Origin of the sequence: Croceitalea sp. MTPC6 (assembly GCF_036985525.1) — a bacterium.
GTDB lineage: Bacteria > Bacteroidota > Bacteroidia > Flavobacteriales > Flavobacteriaceae > Croceitalea.
In genome coordinates this window covers 167,421-190,863 of record NZ_BTGR01000002.1, presented here as the reverse complement: position 1 = coordinate 190,863, position 23,443 = coordinate 167,421, and the positions used below count along the sequence as shown (strand labels likewise).

The 23,443-nt window shown below is 35.6% G+C and carries 17 protein-coding genes; 6 read left to right on the top strand and 11 right to left on the bottom strand.

Translation table 11 applies throughout. From position 1 onward, the window contains the following. Window positions 1–18 precede the first annotated feature (18 nt). Window positions 19–1,638 (top strand): Ig-like domain-containing protein, encoded by a 1,620-nt coding sequence (locus AACP56_RS05280; RefSeq protein WP_339336556.1) that lies wholly within the window; start codon window positions 19–21, stop codon window positions 1,636–1,638. Here AACP56_RS05280 and AACP56_RS05275 read toward each other — a convergent pair. Both AACP56_RS05275 and AACP56_RS05270 read right to left on the bottom strand, forming a co-directional pair. After that, a complete protein-coding gene (locus AACP56_RS05275) occupies window positions 1,625–2,398 on the bottom strand; it encodes an amidohydrolase (protein WP_339336554.1) in 774 nt (257 codons plus the stop codon). The two genes, AACP56_RS05280 and AACP56_RS05275, sit on opposite strands and share 14 nt — an antisense overlap. Then, window positions 2,398–2,883 (bottom strand): ankyrin repeat domain-containing protein, encoded by a 486-nt coding sequence (locus AACP56_RS05270; RefSeq protein ID WP_339336552.1) that lies wholly within the window; start codon window positions 2,881–2,883, stop codon window positions 2,398–2,400. The genes AACP56_RS05275 and AACP56_RS05270 overlap by 1 nt, the downstream gene beginning before the upstream one ends. Window positions 2,884–3,024: 141 nt before the next feature. On the opposite strand from AACP56_RS05270, the gene AACP56_RS05265 reads away from it, so the two are divergent. From AACP56_RS05265 to AACP56_RS05255, 3 genes are all read left to right on the top strand, one after another. Then, window positions 3,025–5,229: a PAS domain-containing sensor histidine kinase gene (locus AACP56_RS05265; RefSeq protein WP_339336550.1), complete on the top strand. Its 2,205-nt coding sequence runs from the start codon at window positions 3,025–3,027 to the stop codon at window positions 5,227–5,229. Beyond that, entirely contained in the window at window positions 5,226–5,630 is a 405-nt protein-coding gene (locus AACP56_RS05260) for a response regulator (RefSeq protein ID WP_339336548.1), read from the top strand. Before AACP56_RS05265 ends, AACP56_RS05260 begins: the two co-directional genes overlap by 4 nt. A 110-nt stretch (window positions 5,631–5,740) precedes the next feature. Further along, a complete protein-coding gene (locus AACP56_RS05255) occupies window positions 5,741–6,352 on the top strand; it encodes a DinB family protein (RefSeq protein WP_339336546.1) in 612 nt (203 codons plus the stop codon). Window positions 6,353–6,403: 51 nt separating this feature from the next. Here AACP56_RS05255 and AACP56_RS05250 read toward each other — a convergent pair whose 3' ends face one another. Together AACP56_RS05250 and AACP56_RS05245 are read right to left on the bottom strand one after the other, a co-directional pair. Next, window positions 6,404–7,756: a DUF5689 domain-containing protein gene (locus AACP56_RS05250; RefSeq protein WP_339336544.1), complete on the bottom strand. Its 1,353-nt coding sequence runs from the start codon at window positions 7,754–7,756 to the stop codon at window positions 6,404–6,406. 85 nt (window positions 7,757–7,841) lie between these two features. After that, on the bottom strand, window positions 7,842–10,565 hold the full coding sequence (locus AACP56_RS05245; RefSeq protein ID WP_339336542.1) for a carboxypeptidase-like regulatory domain-containing protein: 2,724 nt from the start codon (window positions 10,563–10,565) through the stop codon (window positions 7,842–7,844). Between the two features lie 96 nt (window positions 10,566–10,661). On the opposite strand from AACP56_RS05245, the gene AACP56_RS05240 reads away from it, so the two are divergent. After that, window positions 10,662–11,699 carry an endonuclease/exonuclease/phosphatase family protein gene (locus tag AACP56_RS05240; RefSeq protein ID WP_339336539.1) on the top strand — a complete coding sequence of 346 codons (1,038 nt, stop codon included), beginning with the start codon at window positions 10,662–10,664 and terminating at the stop codon, window positions 11,697–11,699. A gap of 53 nt (window positions 11,700–11,752) precedes the next feature. Continuing rightward, entirely contained in the window at window positions 11,753–12,262 is a 510-nt protein-coding gene (locus AACP56_RS05235; protein ID WP_339336537.1) for a hypothetical protein, read from the top strand. Window positions 12,263–12,264: 2 nt separating this feature from the next. On the opposite strand, the gene AACP56_RS05230 is transcribed toward AACP56_RS05235, so the two are convergent. From AACP56_RS05230 to AACP56_RS05200, 7 genes are all read right to left on the bottom strand, one after another. Beyond that, window positions 12,265–12,702: a hypothetical protein gene (locus AACP56_RS05230; protein WP_339336535.1), complete on the bottom strand. Its 438-nt coding sequence runs from the start codon at window positions 12,700–12,702 to the stop codon at window positions 12,265–12,267. 90 nt (window positions 12,703–12,792) lie between these two features. Next, window positions 12,793–16,053, bottom strand: coding sequence for a TonB-dependent receptor (locus AACP56_RS05225; protein ID WP_339336533.1), 3,261 nt, complete (start codon window positions 16,051–16,053; stop codon window positions 12,793–12,795). Between the two features lie 154 nt (window positions 16,054–16,207). Further along, window positions 16,208–17,845 carry a glucose-6-phosphate isomerase gene (gene pgi, locus AACP56_RS05220; protein WP_339336531.1) on the bottom strand — a complete coding sequence of 546 codons (1,638 nt, stop codon included), beginning with the start codon at window positions 17,843–17,845 and terminating at the stop codon, window positions 16,208–16,210. Continuing rightward, entirely contained in the window at window positions 17,811–19,124 is a 1,314-nt protein-coding gene (locus AACP56_RS05215; RefSeq protein WP_339336529.1) for a M23 family metallopeptidase, read from the bottom strand. The genes pgi and AACP56_RS05215 overlap by 35 nt, the downstream gene beginning before the upstream one ends. 4 nt (window positions 19,125–19,128) lie before the next feature. Continuing rightward, window positions 19,129–20,094, bottom strand: coding sequence for a tryptophan 2,3-dioxygenase family protein (locus tag AACP56_RS05210; RefSeq protein WP_339336527.1), 966 nt, complete (start codon window positions 20,092–20,094; stop codon window positions 19,129–19,131). A 7-nt stretch (window positions 20,095–20,101) separates the two neighbouring features. Next, the gene (locus AACP56_RS05205) at window positions 20,102–20,878 is read right to left on the bottom strand and encodes a DUF3108 domain-containing protein (RefSeq protein WP_339336525.1); all 777 of its coding nucleotides are present in this window, start codon (window positions 20,876–20,878) and stop codon (window positions 20,102–20,104) included. Between the two features lie 314 nt (window positions 20,879–21,192). Further along, window positions 21,193–23,433: a patatin-like phospholipase family protein gene (locus AACP56_RS05200; protein WP_339336523.1), complete on the bottom strand. Its 2,241-nt coding sequence runs from the start codon at window positions 23,431–23,433 to the stop codon at window positions 21,193–21,195. Window positions 23,434–23,443 lie beyond the last annotated feature (10 nt).

Below are 23,443 nucleotides of genomic sequence, written 5' to 3'. Positions count from 1 at the left end.
GTTTATCAATTTGATTTTATGCCCTTCTTGAAAAAGATTTTTAGTTTGCTTTTTCTGTTTTTTATTACACTTGCCCTTTGGCAATGTGCAAGAAGGGGCACTCCATCTGGTGGGGATAAAGACATTACTCCTCCCGTCCTCCTTAAGACCGATCCAGAAAACCTGAGTATTAATTTTGACAAAAAGAAAATCAAACTTTATTTTGATGAATATATAAAGCTACAGGATGTTCAAAACCAATTGGTTGTCTCCCCACCTTTAAAATATATCCCAGAAATAAAGCCACAAGGTGTTGCAAGCAAATTCATAGAAATTACGTTTAAGGATACTTTACGAGAAAACACTACCTACACTATTAATTTTGGACAAAGCATTGTGGATAATAATGAAGGAAACCCCAATAGCTTTTTGTCCTATGTTTTTTCTACTGGGGATTATATTGATTCCCTTTCTCTTACTGGCGCTATAAAAGATGCTTACAAAAGAAGCGCAGAGCAGTTTGTGAGTGTCATGCTTTACGAAATTGACAGTATTTATAATGACTCTACCATCTACAAATATCCGCCCAATTATATCACAAATACATTGGATAGCCTTCCATTGTTCTCATTAAAAAATTTAAAAGCAGGGGAATATGCATTGGTTGCCATAAAAGATGAGGGTAAAAACAATGTGTTTGATCAAAGGGCCGATAAAATTGGTTTTTTAACAGATACCATACGTATACCAACGGACAGTATTTATTTGTTGAATCTTTTTAAAGAAAACCCTGACTACAGTATTTCTGTCCCTAGTTATGTTGCTAAAAATCACATTATTTTCGGTTATCAAGGCTCAAAAGATGATTTTAAGATTGAAACATTGACATCATTGCCCGATTCTGTAAAAACATTAATGACTAAAAACCGTGAAAAAGACACTATAGACTACTGGCTTACCCCTACCGATTTAGACTCTATAATTTTCACCATCACTAACGAAAAGAAAGAGCTTATAGATACTTTTACGGTAAAAACCAGAAAGCTCCCTTCCGATTCATTACAGCTGGCGCCAAGCCATAGGGGGAAGTTAAATTTTGAAGAATCCTTTCACATTTTGGCCAACACTCCAATCATTAAAATTGATACCACAAAAATTGCAGTTCTGGATAAAGACACTTTACAAATAACATATAAAGTTCGATTGGATTCCATCATCAATAAAGTTGACTTTGATTTTGAATTAACCGACAATCAGAAATATAATATAGTGCTTTTACCAGGTGCTATTGAAGACTTTTTTGGATTGCAAAATGATACCTTGGTGTCTAATCTTTCCACGGGAAGCTACGCTGATTATGGAAATCTAAGTCTAAGTTTATCCGGTGAAGTAACTTATCCAGTAATTGTTGAGTTAACCGATGAAAAGGGTGAAAAACTTCGTGAAATTTATGCGGAACAACCAAAAACCTTTGAATTTAATAACCTAGAACCAAAAAACTATGGTATTCGAATCATTTTTGATGAAAACAAAAATGGAAAATGGGATACGGGAAATTACCTTAAAAAAATTCAACCGGAGGTCATTAAATACTATCCTGATATTATTGAAATACGGGCAAATTGGGAAAAAAACGAAACCTTTGTCATAACAAATTAAAATGATCTCTGTCTTCCAAAAATTTTAACTTATCCCTATTTAACTTTATATGTTCCTTGGATAAGAATCCGTATAAAACTTCTTCTTTTTCTGAATATACCAAACGCTTGCCCAAAACATCGTAAACCGCAGAATGGCCAGAATATTCATGGCCCAAACCATCTAAACCTATCCTGTTAACACCAATACAGTAACTCATATTTTCAATGGCCCGTGCTTTTAATAAAGTATCCCAAGCTTCAATTCTGGGCTTAGGCCAATTGGCAACATAAATTAAAACATCATAGTCTTCTGTATTTCTTGCCCAAACAGGGAATCTAAGATCATAGCAAATAAGGGGACAAATTTTAAATCCTTTAAAATCAACACTCGTTTTTGACTTTCCCGATTCATAAATTTTATGTTCCCCAGCTAAAGTAAAAGTGTGCTTTTTATCATACTTGTCTACCTTTCCGTTCGGGTAGACAAAAAATAGACGGTTGTAGAATCGTTTACCTTCTTTAAAAACTACGCTACCCATAATAGCAGTTTGTTTTTTAGAAGCTTCCTTTTTCATCCAATCCAAAGTTTCATCCCCTTCCCCGACATTAATATTTTCTGGTTTCATTGTAAAACCAGTGGTAAACATCTCTGGTAAAATAATTAAATCTATTGCAGAAGTGATTGAGTTTATTTTTTCTGAAAAAACTTTTCTGTTCGCTTCAGGGTTTTCCCAAAGTAAATGGGATTGTATCAATGCGACCTTAAGCTCATTCTCCATTAGCTATTTGGGGTATTTTCAAGTAGTTCAATTAGCGGTCTAGAACCAATTACTTTTGCATGGTCTAATGCAGTGTTCCCTTTGGCATCCCTAATATTTGCATCTGCACCATTATCCAGTAAAAGTTTTACTATCTCTGGATGATTAAATGTTACTGCATAGATAAGGCAAGTAGAGCCCATTGCATTTATATGGTTAACATCTGAGCCAGCCTCAATCAAAATCTTTGCGATATTGTTATATCCTTTAAAACAAACCCCCATTAGTGGAGTATTCCCTGACTCATCTTTTCCATTGCCATTTGCTCCTTTCTTAAGAAGAAGCTCCACAACTGGAGCGTGGTTATAATAAGCGGCCAAAATAAGTGGTGTAGAGCCCCTTTTGTCCTTTATTTCAATTAGTCCAGGAGTTCCTTTAAGTAATTTTTCTACTTTATCTAGATCTCCTTTTCTAATGGCTTCAAAAAAAACCTCTGCAGTGTTCATTTATTGTACAATATTCCAGTTATAAATATCGGTTTTTAAATTTATAATAAGTCATGCAAAATGAGCGTTTCTATCATAAAGAGTTAAGTAATTTCCTACTTATTGTCGATTTTTCTTAATTTCACGTGAATTAAATAATACATGGTCAATCCCAAAACTAATATAGATTTTTCAATTCTATCGCAATTGTCATTGCCCGTTGCCCTATTGGACCGTAGGGACTGTTTTGTAGAATGCTCCAGTGAATGGTGCAAACAATTTGGAAAAAACAAAGAAGACTTATTAGGGGGAAAAATTTTTGAGGCATTACCACTGCTTGCTTCCAAGTTTTCATCAATACTTGCTGAAATTGAGGAAAGTGGACATTCAAATTACATTAGTGAAAAAGTAACTTTTGATGATGGACTTGTTAAATGGTTAAAATGGAAAGTGGATTCTGTTGTAATCGCCAATGAAGACTATAAACTCGTCAGCATTGAAGATATTACCAAGAGAAAAAAGAGAGAGGAGCTTATTAACAAGGCAAAAAGAGTAGCTAGAATTGGATATTGGGAGGTAGACCTTAAAGATAATTCTGTTATTTGGTCAGATATAACCAGGGAAATCCATGAAACCAGTGAAGATTATGAGCCTACCTTAGAAGAAGGAATCAATTTCTATAAAGAAGGTAGGTATCGAGAACATATTTCAGAATTGGTAAATAAGGCCATAGCAGAGGGAATACCTTGGGACACAGAACTTATAATCGTTACAGCCAAAGGGAATGAAGTTTGGGTTAGAGCAAAAGGAGAAGCAGAGCGTGTAAATGGAAAACCTATACGGCTTTTTGGAACTTTTCAAGATATAGACCAGAAAAAAAGAGCTCAATTAAAATATACGGAAACATCGGAACGCTTGGCACTTGCCGCCAAAGTGGCAAAAATAGGAATATGGCAATATAACCCTATTGAAAATGAACTTATTTGGGATGATAATATGTTTTCGCTTTATGGTATAAAAAGAGCTGACTTTTCAGGAGCTGTAGATGCATGGGAGTCGAGCATTCATCCTGAAGATAAAGAACGTGGGCAACAGGAATTGGAAATGGCTCTAAAAGGTGAAAAAGAATTCGACACCACTTTTAGAATAGTTAAGCCCAACGGTAACATACACCATATTAAAGCCTTTGCTAACGTAGAAAGAGATGGTAAAGGGAACCCTACTAAAATGTTAGGTACCAATTGGGACATTACCGACTTAAAAACCACCCAACTTCAATTGCAGCGAAGTGAAGAATCATTTGTTGGAGCTTTTGAGAACTCCACAATAGGAATGGCCTTGGTTGGTCTGGACGGAAAGTGGATTCAAGTAAACAAGAGCATCTGTAAAAGCCTTGGTTATGATAAAGACGAATTATTGAAATTAACTTTTCAAGACATCACCCACCCAGAGGATTTGGGTAAGGATATAGACTTATTGCATGATTTAATAAATGGCAATAGGGAAAGCTACCAAATAAATAAGCGCTATTTCCACAAGAATAACAGTATAGTTCACGTATTACTAACAGTTACAGCTGTTCATGGGGTAGAGGGCCATCTTTCACATGTAATATCCCAAATTGTGGATCTATCCAAAATGGTGGAAAGTGAGCATAAGCTTCAAGACTATTTAAAGGTCACCCGTGAGCAAAACAAAAGCCTTTTAAACTTTGCCCATATTGTTTCGCATAATTTAAGATCGCATTCTACCAATATGTCCATGTTGATAGATTTTTTGATTAAAGAAGAAAACATAGAAGAAGTTGACAAAATTAAAGCCATGCTTAAATCTGCTTCTGGTGGTTTAACAGAAACGGTTTCACATTTGAACGAGGTAGTACAGGTACGTACCAGTACCCTTGAAAAAATGAAACCAATAAATTTAGAGAAATCCGTTTATGGGGTCTTAAGAAATTTAGAAGCACAGATTAACGAAATTAACCCTTTTCTAAAAATAGACATTCCCAAGAATCACTTTGTAAATGTAGTTCCTGCTTATTTGGACAGTATTTTGCTAAATCTATTCACAAATGCCATGAAATACAGCTCACCTAAGCGGAAACTTAAAATCAAAGTAGAATCAAAAGAAGAAAATGGAAAAATCATTGTGACATTTGTTGATAATGGATTGGGCTTAGACCTAGACCGTTATGGAACTCGGGTCTTTGGCATGTTTAAAACCTTTCACAAACATAAGGATGCAAAAGGCATTGGGCTCTTTATAACCAAAAATCAAATAGAGGCCATGCGTGGAAAAATAGAAATAGAAAGTAGCGTAGACGTGGGGACAACGTTTATTATGAAATATGAAAAGCCAGTATTATGAAGAAAATTAGCTCTGCATGTATAATTGATGATGACGATATTTTTATCTACGGTACTCGTAGAATAATGCAAGAAGTGCGTTTTTGTGACGACATCGTTGTTTATAAAAATGGAAAGGAAGCAATTGAAGGAATGCAAAATTACTTGAAAGAAGGAAAAAAACTACCCGATGTTATTTTCTTGGACATTAACATGCCCGTAATGAACGGTTGGGATTTTTTAGAAGAATTTATGAGTATCCCAAATTTGAACGAAGGAGATATTTTACTCTATGTAGTTAGCTCTTCTATAGATCCCGCAGATTTGCAAAAAGCAAAAGAATTTAAGCTTGTGAGCAATTACATCCTAAAACCTATAATGCCCAAACAGTTGAATGAAATTATTGGAGCGCCAGCAGATTAAGATATTTAACTGTATTATTGTCTTAAATAACTAAAAAAATCCGTAGAGATGTCCAATCTTTATCTTTACAATCGTTATTCAAGTAATCCCTAACACTAAAGTCTATCACAATGAAAAAATTAATTTTACTAGTAGTTGTCATTCTATTATTCAGTTTTACTACTGAAGATTACGGCATTACCGAACAAGAGCGCGAAAAGGCAATTGAGCATTTGACAAAAACCAGAGACCACATGATGGAAGTCCTTGATGGTTTAACTGAAGAACAATTAGAGTTTCAACCTGCGGAAGAAGCATGGTCTATTGCAGAATGTGTAGAACATCTTGCTATTTCTGAAAATACGTTTAGCGGTCTAATTAAGCAAACTGTTGCCACAGGAAACAATCCTGTACTTAAGGACTCTGTAAAAATGAGTGATGACCAATTGGTTACCATCATCATAGACCGTAGTAATAAAGTTAAAACCAGTGAGCCTTTTGAGCCAAGTGGAAAATTTGGAGACCATGATGCAACTGTAGCGGCTTTTGCAAAGAAAAGGGCAGAGCATATAGAATATGTAAAGACCACTCAAGATGATTTAAGAAACAGATTTAATTCCAATCTTCCTTTTGGTACCGTTGATGCCTACCAACTATTGCTTTTTACTTCTGGCCATACGGAGCGCCATGTGTTGCAAATGGAAGAAATAATGAACGATAACCTTTTCCCAGAAGAAGAATAGAATTTTTATACATACCTGTAAACCGCTTTCTCTCTTTGATTAAGCGGTTTTTTATTCCCTACTACCAGGGGTAAAATCCTCTGGAGCATTTTGAGGCAGATTAGTAGTACCTGCATTACCCATATCGTTGAAGATTGTCCATTCAGAAAAGGTGTAGATGGCATTTGCTTCTGAGATTTCTAAATTTCTTACTGCCCTTCCATCTTCAAATTCATGGTTGGTAGAAGAGCCGTCTTCTCCAACTACTCCGAAAACATCAATCACAGTTCCAAAAGGGTCTACCAATTCTAAATTATCATCTCCATTGGAATCTGCTGGACTGTTAGTGGAAACTCCTAAATCTGGAGGAAAACCATAAACCAGTTCAAACTCTTGGGCATTTGGAGAGATTACGAATGTACTTTCTGCCCCAATATTAAGCCCTGTTAAATCAATGGTTGAGCTTACCTCTGTGTTCGCATTGGTATAACGTCTTAATGACCACCCTTCTAAATCAATCGGTTCAGAAGAAGCATTATACAATTCAACAAAACGGGCACTAGAATTATTATTCGGATCTGCCAATTCTGAAAAGAAAATCTGGGTTGACGTTGTCTGTGATTCTACACAACGTTGGTTTGAAAAATTGATGTCATCCAAATCTCGAATAACCAATAAAAAATCTGTATTCTCTTGAAGCAAGACAGCCGTAATTGTGCCATTGGCTTCTGGAAGTATTTCGCTCTGGAAATCTGAAAAACCCGAATTGAGCACTTTAACTTCATCACCATTACAATCCCTTAAAGTACGTTCTGTTTCTTCGCGAAGCTCCGCAAAAGGTAATCCAAACTCATCCACTATAAATTCCAAACTATCAATCTGTATCAATGTGTTTACCTGATTTGCTCTTAAGTCAGTAATGCTAGATTTGCTTGGCTGTACTTCTACAATGTTATCACAACTCAAAAAAATATGTTCTGGAATTTTTAATGCCGGTAATCTTCCAACAGATGTAGTGCCAAAAGCTGCAAAAGTTCCTCCCAATTTAAAAACCCCTCTGCTTTGCCCTAGATATAAGCCTTTTAACTTAATCAGTATTCTACTCCCAACTTCAAAAAACAAATGAGATTCTCTTAAATCAATCTCTATCTGAAATCCTTCTGTTGGGTCAGTTGGACTATCTTGAAAATGGAGTACGCTAAAAAAGTTTCCAGCTTTGTCAGAAGATATTACATAACCTTCTATTATTAAATCTTCTTGTATCTGTACCAATTCATCTTGATACAAATCTTTTACCTGGGCAAAAGTTGCGTTAGCAATAAGGTTATCTGAACAAGCACTGGAAATAGAATCAAATTCTGTGTTTTTAACACAAGAATCGGTTAGTATTATTAAAAATACGAGTATAAAAATTTGTCTTTTCAATTCTCTTTCATTTATGCCGTCATTTTGAATAAAATGAGAAATCCACTTTTGAGGTTTCTCCCTATGGTCGAAATGACGTTTTGTTTTAAAAACTTATTGCCAAGTTTAAAAAGTAAGTTCTACCAAAGCCATACCAATATTTTGGTGCAAAAGACGGATTATCACGCAAACTGTCCTGTTGCAATTGCCCAAAATTTCCGTTTCTACTCTGTTCATAGCCTCCTGTTCTAAAAACAGTATCAAAAGCATTATTTATGCTTGCAAATACACTAATGTATTTTCCGTTTTTTAACCAAGATTTTCCTCCCACCAAATTCAACAAATAGAAATCGTCCAATTTTGATTGCCTTAACAGATTGGCAACATTCTCATCAGTTGCGTTAGAAAATCGCTCACCTGTATCTGGGTCAAAAAAGAAACTTTGTGTTCTAGTTATCGTAGAAATATTTGCATAATTATTAGCTAAATAATTTGCCGTAGCACCAATCCACCAATATTTTGGGTCGCGGTACTCTATACCTAAAGCAAACGCTTGTTGTGGACCCTGGGCTAAACGGTAATCCTTAATGTTCGCTGCACCCAAATCGATATTGCCCGCAAGATCGATTAAATCTTCTTCCGCCCCAGCAGTATCAAAATTTATCGTAACCGATGGGTTACTTGCGTAAAGGTATTTGGCAACATTTGCAACGGCCGAAAGCTTTACTTGGGATGATAATTGATATTCTAAACCAAGCTCAATTCCCATATGTAATTTATCCAAATCTGTAAGCACTTCCTGTACAAAGTCCGAACCTACCCCAGAATCAACAAAAAAGAAATTTATATCCGTAGTGTTCTGGAACCTGGTATAGAAACCTGAGATCCTTCCAGTAACATCTGGAAGACGAAGAAAATAATTTACATCGACAGTTGAAACGGTTTCACTTTGAATATCAGGGACAATCGCATTGTTCTCTCTAGGATTAACAAAGCTATTTTGTAATACTGGCGCTCTATTAATATAAGCTCCATTTGCCTTGAGCCAATGCCTACCTGTAATCTTATAGGTTAATCCACCTTTAAGTCCATAGTTGGAAAAACTTATTTCTTCGCTTTCGCCCAGTGAATTTTCGACAAATCTTTCGTTTTGAAACAAGCCATTTCTTTGATATTTAGTATTTGAAACTGTTCCAGAAATAAAGCCCAACCACTTTTGTCTTTCAAAGCTCAGTTGCGCAAAACCATTGAGAAGAGTTGCATTCATTTCATAATGATAACTAAAAATGTCATTCTCATTTTTAGTTAGGTAACCATTAATATCATTTTGTGTGTCCGAGAAAGGGTCTATGTCTTCGTGGAAATCAGCTCCTAACAAATCCTGTATTTCTGCATAATTTTCAGAATCTAGCTTGTGATAATTAATTCCAAAATCAATTTTAAAGTGTTGATTTATATTGAGGTTTGCTACCGTTGAAAGTGAGATTTGGGTATCATCCACCGTATCATTATAGTAAACATATGCAGCCTTACCATTACTGTTGGCTTGATAGAAATTTCCCCAATTAACTTGTCTATTCTTTAAAAAGCCTTCCCGTGCCAGAGCCGCATTGGTAAAATCAGCACCTATTGGGTTGTTTATATAAAAACTTGGTAAATATCTATAATAGGTAGGTTCTGGATTAGGTGCATTAAAATAGCCTAAACGACTGCGCGCATTGGTTCCAAATTGATAAGATACACCCGAAGTGACTTTTATTTTTTTGGATTCATAATAATGATTAAGCATTACTATTGGCTCAAAAATATCCCGCTCCCTAGAGTTACGGATGTCCCCATTTTGGTTACCCCAATATGGGTTATATTTATTTCCAACCAATTCAAAGACTTCCTCGGTTATGGCAGAGGAACGCCCTCTCCTGTTCTTTGCCAAAATAGTACTTAGCATAAATGTATTCTTGTCATCTAATTGATATTCCAAACCGCCAAACATGGAATAAGCATCATATAAAGTACCATCTATATAACCTTCTTTGGCCCACCTCCTGGAAGCGGAAAATGTATATGCCAGTCCATTGGTATTTAGACCAGATGTATAGGTGGCCATTAGCCGTCCAAAATAAGTTCTATTTGAAGCAGAGGAAGATAATCGAATCCCTGGCCTAAGATTTGAAGGTCGGGTATTGATATTGGTGTTTCCTAATATACCGCCAAAAGTAAAGTCTGAAGCCTCTAAACCGTTAGAAAATTCTTGATTCCTGATTATATCATTAAGCCCTCCCCAGTTATTCCATTGTGGACGTCCATCAAAAAATTTGTTCATTCTTATCCCATTGATAAGTACTTGACCGTTTTGGGAATCATAGCCACGAACCCTAAAAAATGCTTGACCAAAATCGAAAGCAGCCCTATTTAAAAAGACATCTCTAGTTGCTTGCAATAATCCAGCGGACAAAGACACCGTTTCATCATCATCAGATAAATCTGATTCCGTTAACGTAATCAGATTATCAGTTTGTTCAAAAGTAACATCACTGGTAAGGAAAATTAATCCCAATTCCACATCTGTAGTTTCTAATAAAATAGGCAGGCGTTTTGTAGTATAATATGGAGCAGAAATTTTTAAAATATAAGCCCCTACCAAAGCTGTAGTTAATGAAAATTCACCTTGAGAATTAGACAGACTGGTCTCGCTAGTGCCCTCAATTGAAATTGATACGTTGTCAAGGGGTTCTTTGATGGCAGCCTTTGATATTATTCCAGAAACTGTCAATGTTTCTTGAGCATAGCCTGAAAAGGATATGCAAAAAAACAAGAAAAGTATACGCATGCAATGGTTATGTCTCATTCAATGTTACAATAAAATGTCAGAAAAAACTTGGATTTTTGACAAAACCTTAAATTGTTATTCTATTTTTATACTTCAATGAGAGTTCTTTATTCTTTATTTTTTTTACTTCCTTTTTTCCTGTTTGGACAAACTAAAAAAACATATAAGATTAGAACTATTGCCTTCTACAATGTAGAAAATCTATTTGACACCATAAATGATACTCTAATTTTTGATGACGAGAGAACCTCACTTGGGAGTTACCACTGGACCCAAAAACGCTATCAAAAGAAGATAAATCATATTTCTAAAGTACTTTCTGAAATTGGAAAAGATATTACGAGTACTTCCCCAGATATTATTGGATTATGTGAGGTCGAAAAAGCAGCAGTACTTACAGATTTAGTGCAGCACCAAAACCTCAAGGAAAAGGACTATGGGTTCATTCACTTTGATTCTCCTGACGAAAGAGGTATCGATGTTGCCCTCTTGTATAAAAAAGCATCTTTTCTACCAGACACTTTTAAAAGTCATCGTTTGCTACTATTCAATGAAGAAGGGCATCGTGATTATACTAGGGACCAACTTGTTGTTAGCGGTCTTCTGGATGATGGGCAAGTTTACCTTATCATAAACCATTGGCCTTCCAGAAGTGGTGGTGAAGCAAGAAGCAAACCTTATAGAAAAAAGGCTGCAGAATTAAATAAGCGCATCATAGACTCTATTCAACGGTTGGACGTTACCGCAAAGATTATTAGCATGGGTGATTTTAATGATGACCCACGTGATAACAGCTTTAAAAAGGTTTTAAAAACACGTGGGAAAATAAAGCAATTGGATAGCACATCTTTATATAATCCAATGGAAAAACTATATAAGAAGGGTGTAGGTTCTTTAGCCTACAGAGACAAGTGGAATCTATTTGACCAATTCTTTTTTACATCCAACCTAGTCAAGAATAAAAAAGATAGTTACTCTTTTTGGAAAGCTGGAGTATTTAGTCCCAATTACCTTAAAACTCCAAATGGCCGGTACAAAGGCTATCCCTATCGAACTTATGTAGGCACTACTTATCAAGGGGGATATGCTGATCATTTTCCAGTTTATCTTTACCTGATAAAAGAACATAATTAACACTTTGCTAAACGCAACGCTATCGATTTTTAGCATCTTGGATAAAAACAGCTATGAAAAAGATTGTTTTATACATTGCAGCATTTACACTAATATTATCTTGTAGTACAGATGATGGTAATCCTTGTGCACTGCCCGAAGGGTCTTCTGTAGATGTAGTTACTCAATCTATTTATATAGAATTGGTTGATAGTAATGGTGCCAATCTAATTGCCAATGGCACTTATAATGGTTTGGATATTACTGCGGAAAAAGACGGATTTATTATACGCCCGGTAGTTTTTGACGAAACCCAATTTTTAAGTTTACCAGATTCTGTAAAAGATATTATTGTACTTCAATTATTTGGAGATGAAGGAGAAAATACTTGGTTGCTGAATTTAAATGATAACGAAACCGATGAATTGGTAATCAACTTAAAACATGGAGTGCCAGATCAATGCGGTTTATTCTTATTAGAAGCGCAAGCTATAAGTTATGATGGAGTTTCCCAGGATATTGTACCCTTTGCAGTTTTTGAAAGTGACCCGCTTATTAATTACAAAATTACAGTAGTAAAGTAACCTTAGTTAAACCATTGACTCCATGGTAGCCTGCTAAGAATAAGTAATAGCCCCAAACCATAAAAGATAGCGATACTCTTAAATTTAGCAGCATCTTCCATTTTCTTTTTATGACGTGACCAACCTATTGTAATCAACGCAAGAGCAATAATATTAATAAACGGATGCTCTAAGGCCAACAGTCGTGCGGGTGCATTTAATCCTCCCATCCCTAAAGTTTGTATGGCTTTTAAACCATTTGCAGATGTAAAGTATAAAACCAACCCTATCAACAACTGAATATGGCTAAGAATTAAAGCAAATAGGCTTATTCTTAAATCCTTATCAAATTGAAATTCCTTTTTGCCTAACCAACCCATAAAAGCGTTAATAACAGCTAAAACAAGAATAGCAAGTACAACATAAGCTAGGTAAGAATGAAGGTTTTGTATGATTTCCATAGATGATATTTGATGTCTAAAAATACGAATTCTTTAAACATAAAAAACCCCGCAAAAGCGGGGTTCAAAAATTATATTAATAGCAAGGTTTTAGTTGAAGATGTATCTAACACCCAACTGTGCTTGCCATCTTGAAGATTGAAGACCAAAATCATCCAATTCTTCTATGTTCGGAGTCCCATCATCGTTGTATGCTCCCGAATTAATATCAAAAACCGGTATAGCGCCATCTGTAGATACTGTAGTTAAAGGGCTAACGTTTCCTCGTATAAATTTACGTTTTCCCCAATTCTTGTTCAACAAGTTGGTAAAGTTGAAAATATCTGCAGATAACTGTAGGGTATGTGTTTTTTCACCAAACTTAAGTGAAAAATCCTGTAATAATTTAAAATCAACTACATGGCTCCATGGTCCTCTTACGGCATTACGTTCTGCATAACCACCTCTGTTTTCATTAAGATAGTCTATACTATTGATGAACGTATTTAACTGTTGCCATTTAGCAGCTTGCTCAGCAGCATCCCCAGAAAATTGGATTTCACTAGCATCCCTTGGTATATAGATTAATGCATTATCACGAGAATCATCGTTTAATAAGTCACGAGTATCTCTATAAATAAAACTGTAAGGAGCACTCTGAACACCTTCATAGAAAAGTGCCACCGTTGTCTTAATGTTATCGTTCCACTTAAACTCGTAAGAAGCATTTGCAGTAATTCTGTTACCCAAAGCAAAGTCTGATCTTGTAACTGGTAAATCAGAGTTCTTACCATTTACCGTTTGAATGTTTCTCCATTGTGAACTGTTTTGAGAAGATGTACCGTCAAAAATCTTATTAGATTCACCGTAAGTGTAAGAAACCGAACCTGCAAAACCATTTTCATATGGCTTTCTTAAAGTGAAAGTTGCATTAGTTGCATTTCCTCCACCTGTATTGGATGCTAAAATGATTCTACCGTACGTGTTATCCAATAAATCCCCAAAACTTCTGGTATAAAATGGTCTATTATCAGCCCCTTCATAATTACCTATTGAGGCAGGTATGTTTAAGTTTTCGTAATAGATATCGGTAATAACATCAGTATACAAGAAATCTACAGAAGCAATTAATCCCCAGAAAGGAAGCTTTTGATCTACAGCTATGTTATACTTTACTACCTGTGGTAATTTAAAATCTGCGGCAATTAAGTCAACATTACCGCTAAGACCACCAGTACCTGGTTCAACAGCTCTTGTTTGGTTATTAACATCTGGCTCAAATTCAGTGACGTTAGTGTTAAAAAATCCAGAGAAACCACCGGTAATACCATTATTATTATATGTACCACCTGGCCAAACTAGAGGCAGTCTTGACGTGAATACCCCTAAACCACCACGTATTTGTGTAGTTCTGTTTCCATTTACATCCCAGTTAAATCCTAAACGAGGAGAGAAAACCGCATTACTGATTTCTTGACCAACACGCGCTCCTTGTAAATCTTTTCCAGCAGCTTCAAGAATACCAATAGTAGTTGTATTGAAGTCTTCATTTACTGGTCCTGATTTCCAGACTGGGAGATCAATTCTCGCACCAAAACTAAATTTAAAATCATCGGTTACGTTAAAATCATCTTGCACGTAAAAACCAAACTGAGAGGTTTTAAAATCTGCTGAACCGTCAGATTCATCACCTACTGCAGTACTACCTACCAAGGAATAACCATGCTGGTATTCTTCAGGCTCCAAATTGTTTAAAAATTGATCTAATGCAGAAGTTATTAAGTTTCCATCATCGTCAGTAATGTCTTCATAGTTATAACTACCAAAGTTAAAAGCAAAGAAAAGATTTTTAACATTTGCAAATTCAGCGTTAGCACCTAATGTTATGGTATGTCTACCAGCATAAATCTCAAAATTGTTTGTTATCGTTAGATAGTCAGTATTTAACAGGTTTGCTGTTGAAAAAGGCTCAGCACCAAAATTGATATTTCCATTACCATCTTGAATACTAACCGTAGGGAAAGGGTCTCCTAAAGGATCACGATCGTCACGAACCGTGGTATATCCAACTACTAGATTATTTGAAAATTTGTTTCCAAACCTTGAGTTTAGTTCCAATGCAGTCGAATTGGTATTTGAGACAAAAGACTCCGAACCGTTAAGGAATCCTATACTTCTATTTCCAGAGTTACGAGCTTCTAAGTTATCAGCACCTACATAACTATGTCTAAGTGACAAGTTGTGATCTTGATTAATGTTCCAGTCCAACTTTGCAACTAGCGTGTTACTTTCTAAAGTACTTGCGTTGTTATCAAAGATACCTACATCATAGTTGTAGGTGTTTTGAACAAAGTTTCTAAGATTAGCTAAGTCTGCCTCTGATGCACGTCCGGTATAATTACTGAAGTTAAATGGTTGAGGAATTTCTGATTCACCTCTTTCATAGTTAACGAAAAAGAATAGTTTATCCTCGATTAATGGACCACCCAAACGAACACCATACGTATTTGTTGAGAAATCAGAAATTTTTTCTCTTTCCTCACCGTCACCAACTAAATCTGGCGGTGTTTTACCTACTAAACTTTCATTTCTTGTAAAATAATATGCAGAACCTTCAAACTCATTTGATCCAGAGCGAGTTACTGCGTTTATAGAACCTCCTGAGAAACCAGATTGTCTTACATCAAAAGGAGCAATGTTAATCTGGAAAGTTTCGATAGCATCAACAGATAGCGGGTTAACACCTGTTTGACCACCATTTGTTCCAGAACCTGCCAAACCAAAAACATCATTATTTACGGCACCGTCTACATAAATAGCATTGTATCTATTGTTCTGGCCCGCTAGTGAGATAGAAAAACCATCATTCCCTTCACTTAACTGTGCTTGTGGCGTTAAACGGACAAAATCCGCTAAAGAACGGGAAGCTGCAGGAGTTGTAGCGACTTGACGCTGCGATATGTTCGTTTCCGTACCTGTTTTATTAGATCCAAAAACTCCGTTTGATACTCCGGTAACAACCACTTCATCAAGAGCGGTAGCGGATTCAGCCATTTGGGAACTAATCCTAACTGTTGCCCCAAGGTTTAAAAAGACTCCTTCTTTTACATCATCATTAAAACCAACATAAGAAATGGTTACCTTGTATGGACCTCCTGTACGCATACCAGATATACGATAAAAGCCATCAAAGTCTGTTGCGGCGCCATAAACGGTTCCTGAAGGAACATGGACAGCAACTATGCTGGCACCTGGTAATGGCTCGCCAACATTGTCGGTCACCTTACCACCAATTGCAGATGTGGTAACCCCTTGTGAAAATGCCGTTGCAGAAAAAAGTAATGCAATAGCTACTAAGTAGATTTTTTTCATTTTTAGTGTGTTTAATAGTTTAATTAGCTTTGCAAAAGTCATATATAAAACTAGCTAAAGTGTTAACTTAACGTTAAGAAATATAATATATATAAGTTGTTAAAAGCTTAAAAAACAACAGCTTACAAGATTCTTAAAATTATAAGAATACTACTTAAACCTTAAATTTTTGTAAAAGTGACATTGTGGAAGAATCATGGTTGCCAATATCGGAACTCTCGATATCATTTAATGTGTTTTTGGCAAGTTGTTTGCCCAATTCCACACCCCATTGGTCGTAACTAAAAATATTCCAAATAATACCTTGCACAAAGATTTTATGCTCATACATGGCAATAAGTGCTCCAAAACTCTTTGGGGTGAGTTTATCAATTAGAATAGTGTTTGTGGGTTTATTCCCTTCAAATACTTTAAATGGGGCAAGTCTATCAATATCTTCCTGAACTAAACCATTAGACTTCAGTTCGGTTTTTACCTCTTCCAGACTTTTCCCGTTCATCAAAGCTTCTGTCTGTGCAAAAAAATTGGCCATCAACTTATTATGGTGATCAACATCACCATGCAATGATTGCTTATATCCAATAAAATCTGTTGGAATAACCTTTGTTCCTTGATGTATTAATTGAAAAAAGGCATGCTGGGAATTAGTCCCCGGCTCTCCCCAAATGATTGTTCCTGTTTGGTATGGGGTTTCATTTCCTTCACGGTCAACACTTTTCCCGTTACTTTCCATAATACCTTGCTGCAAATAAGCTGAAAAACGATGCAAATATTGTGTGTATGGAATGATGGCCTCTGTCTCTGCACCATAAAAGTTGTTGTACCAAATACTTAACAATGCTAGATTAACAGGAATATTTTTTTCAAATGGGGTATCCTTAAAATGAATATCCATTTCATTAGCGCCCATTAATAGCTCATTAAAATTTTCATAACCAATAGCTAAAGCGATTGATAGCCCAACTGCACTCCATAATGAAAAGCGACCACCTACCCAATCCCACATTGGGAATACATTTTCTTGGGCAATCCCAAATTCGGCAATTTTTTCTGTATTGGTAGAAACAGCAGCAAAATGGGCTGCAATATCCTCTTGCGAAGCATACTTTAAAAACCATTCTTTTATTGTTGTAGCATTACTAAGCGTTTCTTGTGTAGTAAAGGTTTTTGAAACGACCACAAACAAAGTGGTTTCCGGATTTAATTCTCTAAGGATTTCATGCACATGGTCACCATCTACATTGCTTACAAAATGAAGTTTTAAGTGGTTCTTATAAAACTTTAAAGCCTCTGTAACCATAGCAGGCCCCAAATCTGAACCTCCAATGCCAATATTTACAACATCTGTAAATGGTTTTCCAGTAAGTCCCTTTTTTTCGCCAGAAATGATAAAATCACAAAATGTTTTTATCTGTTCTTTAACCTGATATACTTCTGGTACCACATTCTTACCCTCTACAAAAACAGTGTCTTCCTTTTTTGCACGAAGGGCTGTATGTGAAACTGCTCTACCTTCTGTCTGGTTTATTGTTTCACCACCAAAATAACTGTCTATAGCCTCTTTAAGTTTTACCTCTTCGGCTAGCTGTAACAACAATGATTGAGTTTCATTGGTAATTCTGTTTTTTGAAAAATCTACATAGAAATCTTTCCACTCAACACAGAATTTATTTGCTCGTTGAGCATCTAGTTTAAAAAGTTCTTTAAGATGTTTTTCTTTTATTTCTTCAAAGTGTGAAGAAAGTTTGGACCAAGCTTTAGTTGTTATTGGGTTGATTTTGGGTAGTGCCATTCTGTTGGTTAAGTGTGATTAAATCCTCTTCTTCTTGTTCTTTGGGCAATATATATTCAATGCAATCCAACTGTGTCTTTATGGGTTGAATATGTTCAAAATAGGCTGTTTTTAAAGAATCTGCAAGAGGGTCGGCAGAAGGTAGTTTTTCACGGAGAGGGTCAACTTGTCTCCCATTCTTCCAAAAACGATAACAAACATGTGGCCCTCCAGTATTTCCTGTCATACCTACCCAACCAATTACATCACCTTGGCGCACAAACTCACCTTTTTTAACTTTTTGAGCCCTCATATGTAAGTATTGGGTGCTATAAGTTCCGTTATGTTTTATTTTAACATACTTCCCGTTGCCTCCCCTTCTTCTTGATTCCGTGACCGTGCCATCAGCCGTTGCGACAATGGGAGTACCAATAGCAGCAGCATAGTCGGTTCCTTTGTGTGGGCGAACTTTATAGCCATAATAAGCAATTCTTCTTCTTAAATTATATCTTGAAGAAAGTCTATAACCAAATTTAATTGGCGCCTTTAAAAAAGTGCTGCGTAGATTATTAGCTTCTTGATCATAGTAATCTGTAAGCTGCTTTAATGAATCCGCCACATACGGAAATGCATATATTGGTCTTCCTTTGTGCTCAAAAAAGGCTGCTTTTATAGGGGTGACTCCCGCGTAAATCGAATCATTTATATAGCGTTCATCATAAATAATTTTGAAACGATCTCCTTTCTCCAACCTAAAAAAGTCAATGGTCCAAGCATAAATGTCAGCAAGATTTAAGGTGACATTATAATCTACCCCCAAGGAGTCCATATCCAATGACAAAGAGTTTTTAATTACTCCACCAATCTCTCTCTCTTTATAACTAACTTTTCGTTTACTCTTATAAACTCTTGCGGAATCTTTAAGGTCAAAAACCGTATAGTTTATTTTATCATTTTGATATATAAAAACCTCCGCTTTTGCTGTGGTATCCTTTGATTTTAAAATGAAGTAAGGTTTGCCCACATTAATTTTTCGAACATCGAACGTATCCCTATATTTTTCTGAAATAGTAATTACTTTCTCATAATCAACCTTGTTTTGAAGCATTAATTGACCAAAGCTATCCCCATTTTTGACAGTATCTTGGACCACGTTAAAATCTTCAAAATTGAAACCAAATTGTTTAACTATAGGCTCTTCAACAGGTATTTGAGCTATTTCTACAGCTGGAACAGGCTTGTCTTCCTTACAGGAAACAAGTAATACCAATAACAAAATAGCACCCCAATATTTTTGCATTCTTTTACGCTTTACTCTCTGGATTAAATATGTGATCAACCCATTGTTTTCCCCAGGTGTTCAACTCTTTTTCTGAGTGCAAAGTTGGGAAAAATATTATTTTTTGAAAACTCGGAGGCAAATAGTCTTTCCAATTAGTTCCCCCGGTAGCTTCAACAGACCCTTTATCTTTACCTAAATAACGATATGCAGAACCCATATGCATTAAAGGCCAGTTGACATTTGCATTAAGGTCTAGCTCCTTCAGCACTTCAATTAATTCTGCATTGTTCCTTATATTCTCTGGCAAATCAAGATACTTATTATAAATAGTGCTTCCTTTGACTTGATTGGCAATTCGTAATAACCGTGGAGTATAACGAAATTCAAATTGTTTCAAAGTCAATGTCTTCTCGCCTGTGGTTATATCAGTGGCGCCTTTTTTCCAGTAAATGTGGTCATATAGTTCTTCAATAGAATTGTCATTGGAAAAATCTTCCCGCTCAGTATGGTGAACTAAGTTCTCCATTGGAGTGGCATACAGTTCTATCATTCTGTATTGTGCAGACTGGAATCCACTAGCTGGGAGCAATGCCATCCTATACCGCAGAAATTGCTCACGATTCATCCCTTTTATCATAATGCTAAAAGAGGAAATCAATGCTTTATAATAGCTATTTACTCGATAAACTTTATCAATAAAAAACTGAAGGTCTTGTGATTTGTCTTCTACCAGTTGTTTTTCTTCATGCAGAACCAATTTAAAATACAATTCTGTAATCTGATGGTACATGATGAAAATCTCTTCATCAGGAAAATGAGTTTTTGGTACCTGTATACTTAACAAAGTATCTAAATGAATGTAGTCCCAATACGTTAAGTAGCGTTGGTAAAGAAGTCCGTCTAAGTAAGAACTAAGATCTTGACCCGAGTTTTTAAATTTTTCTTCAAGCTTGTTGATTTGGGACTCAATTAGCTCATCTTTCTTCATCTATAAATCACTTCATAATTATCTTGAACTGATTTTTAAGTCCATTATACCCATCTAAATCTGCTTTTATTGAGCCTACAGCCAAGTCTGCTTTAATACGGATAGGAATCTTATTTAAATCGTTCGATACCCACAAAGTTAAGCTTTCTTGTTCTTTAAAAACCCTACCTGATTGTACATAAGGTCTAAATTTTAAGCATTCTACTTTTCCAAATTTGGTGCGAACTATTTCTTTGCCCAAAAACTTAAGCTTAAATTGGTACACACCATCATCATCATAAAGCATATCCATTACTATGCTTTCATTCACTTTTAAGTCCTCTACCGTGAAATTGTTTCGAAGATAATATGCGGCTGATAGTAAATCTTGGACATTATCATGAATCTCAAAATTGAACTCCTTTTTGTTCTTATTGTCCTTTAATAAAGCTGTGGATTCCTTATAATTAAAATCTATCTCAATATCCTTGGTATACCCGCCTTCATCAATTTTCCTGACAAATCTATATGGCCTATTGTCGTAACGCCCAAAATAACTTTCATAAGTATCATCAACCTTAAAAAAGACCCTTGCTAAACCTGTCGTCTTCCCTTTACCAATTACATGATACACCGGTATGGTATCCAGTTTTTCAGATTCTAATTTTAACGTAGCAAAACTTGCATTAAAAATACCGTAATGGATTCTAAATTTTAACCATTCTCCTGCTTTGTACGCAGGTCTTTTTTGGGCAGTGACATTTATGGCCAAAAAGGCTACAACCAGAAACAAATACTTTTTCATAGCAAATGAAATATCCATAAAATTACTATATAAATGGCTTTTTAAGCGCTTTTTACAATAACTTAAACAAAAGTTGTTCCAAAGTATTGTATAAAAAAAGCCTCGATGTAAACATCGAGGCTTTCTCTAAATAACCAACCAAACTTTAAATTATGAAAAACCAATACTTAAAGTAGTGAGGGAACCACCCCTCTTGTTATACAAATGTACGGTAGGTTTTTACAGTAAATATGGGTTTTAACGTACTTTAACTTAAGTTGATTATAGTTGGTAATCTTTTAAGAATAATTATCTCTTTTTAGGATAATGTTTTGCTAAAACCAATATCCAATACTAAAAAAAACTTCACTATTATTCCTTTGTGGAGACCAAGAATAATAAATCTGCACAGGGCCTAAAAAAGACTCATAGCCATACCCTAGACCATAACCGGAAAAGTTGGGTTCCGTAAACCATTCTCCCGTTCTAAAAAGATCATCATCTACGTTGGCTACATTGGCTGTAAAAAGAATATGATTTTTTGGTGCTACTTCATAATCCAATCTGGCATATGCTTTTACAAAACTGTTTCCTGGCAGGGATAAAAAATCATATCCAAAAAATGGAATAAAATTATGTGTGGGTTCATTTCCAAATCCACCTAAAATAAAATCAAAAGAAGAGACATTTGATGTTCCCAGTTTAAACCCGCCCTCAGTTTCCAAGTTTAAAGTTAAATTATTAAACCAAGTAAAGGCCCCGCCCATTCTGGCTTTGGCAATTGAAAACTCTTTGAAATTATCATTGAAATCTGATGAAAGTAAATAGAAATGAAAATCCCCATCAAAATAGAGACCTTTTGTTGGGAAATATTTATCATCATAGGTGTCCAGCTTTAGCTTGCCATAGGTGCTAAAGTAATTACTGTTCTCAAAAAAAGTGCGGTCATTTGATGGTGGTGGTACTGTGAGGGAGTTGATATTATTATTTATAGTTCTTGTACTATATCTTAACAATTTGTGTTCTAGGCCAATGCTAAAAGCAAATTCTTCTTGCAATACTGTTTGGAGGTATACTTGATTGGTTAAATCCGTTACATCAAGATTAATTTCACTTATGTTGGGATCATCTGGAACATCAAAGTTGGACTGTATCAGTCCAAAATCTATCTCCTTATCAAAATCATTAAAATTAGAGTTAAGTCCAAAACTCCAATAAAATCCTTTGTCCAAATAATATTGAAAATTATAACGTACATAATCTCCTAAAATAAAATCAAAAGAAGCCACATCATCTTTTAAAAGCAAGTTCTTTCTAGTGATGTTTATAAGTGCCGCACTTTTATATAAATCGTCGTAATGCGCACCCATTTTTATATACATCTTGGTAGTGTTCTCTTTTAGCTTTAAAATTAAATCTGTACCAAGTCCATTGGAGACCAACTCATACCTAATTGCTTTAAAGTTGCCTGTAGCTGCCAAATTATTGATTCCTTGTTTTAATTTAGAAAATGGAATCTTATCCGCAAGATTAAAACGAAGCTTCCCCTTAATGTAACCTCTGGTATATCTGTTATTTCCTTCAATAATCATTCTATTGATACTCAAGCTATCCATCGCCTTTCGCTTGGGTTTATTATTCTTTATTTTGGGTTGCTTAGTTGTCAACTGCTTTAATTCTTCCCATTTTTCTTTTGCGCCAATTTCCCCAACTTCAATAATTGTCGACGCTTTTTCAAAATCTATTACCGAAAAATCTTCAATGTTTGGTTGAATATAAATATCTGTTTGTTCCCTCTTTTTTACCATATCATTTACGGTACGGTAATTATTTATTTGTAGCAGGATTTCCGTGGCGGATGATAACGATTCCCGTTTCGCCAATGCGTCTTGGACATCAATCCCAATAATTATATCCGCTCCCAGTTTTTTTACCTCATCGATGGGATAGTTGTTTACAACCCCACCGTCTATGAGTATTTGTCCATCTAGTTCTGTTGGTTCAAACAGAGAGGGTAGAGTACCGCTTGCCATAATGGCTTCAGGCAAATAACCGCTATCTAAAAGTACTGGTTTACCAGTTTCAACATTTGTGGCTATGCACAGGAATGGAATAGGGAGCTTATTAAAATCCCTAATGTCCTTTACATGAAAAAGTAGGCGAACAAATTCATTATAAATATTTTGACCCCCCGAGATAGCCTCGGGGAATGAAACCTTGAAATTATCAAAAGGTAAACCTAGGGCATATCTTTCTGAGTCGTCTTTATCGTAGAACGATTTTGCTCCCCTAGGCACATTGTCTTGAATGAGGGTAGAAAAATCTGTTGACCTAAAAATTGAATCTAATTCACTAGCTGAGTAGCCCGAAGCGTAAAGCGCACCAACTATTGCACCCATACTTGTTCCGCCAACATAGTCGATTTTAACCCCCGCTTCTTCTATTACTTTTAGCGCACCAATATGTGCTAGGCCTTTTGCACCACCACCGCTCAAGACCAAACCAACTTTTGGCTCTTCTTGTGAAAAAGAGGTTAGTGATAAAAAAAACAAAAAGGGTATTAATATTTTCTTCATTTCTAATATC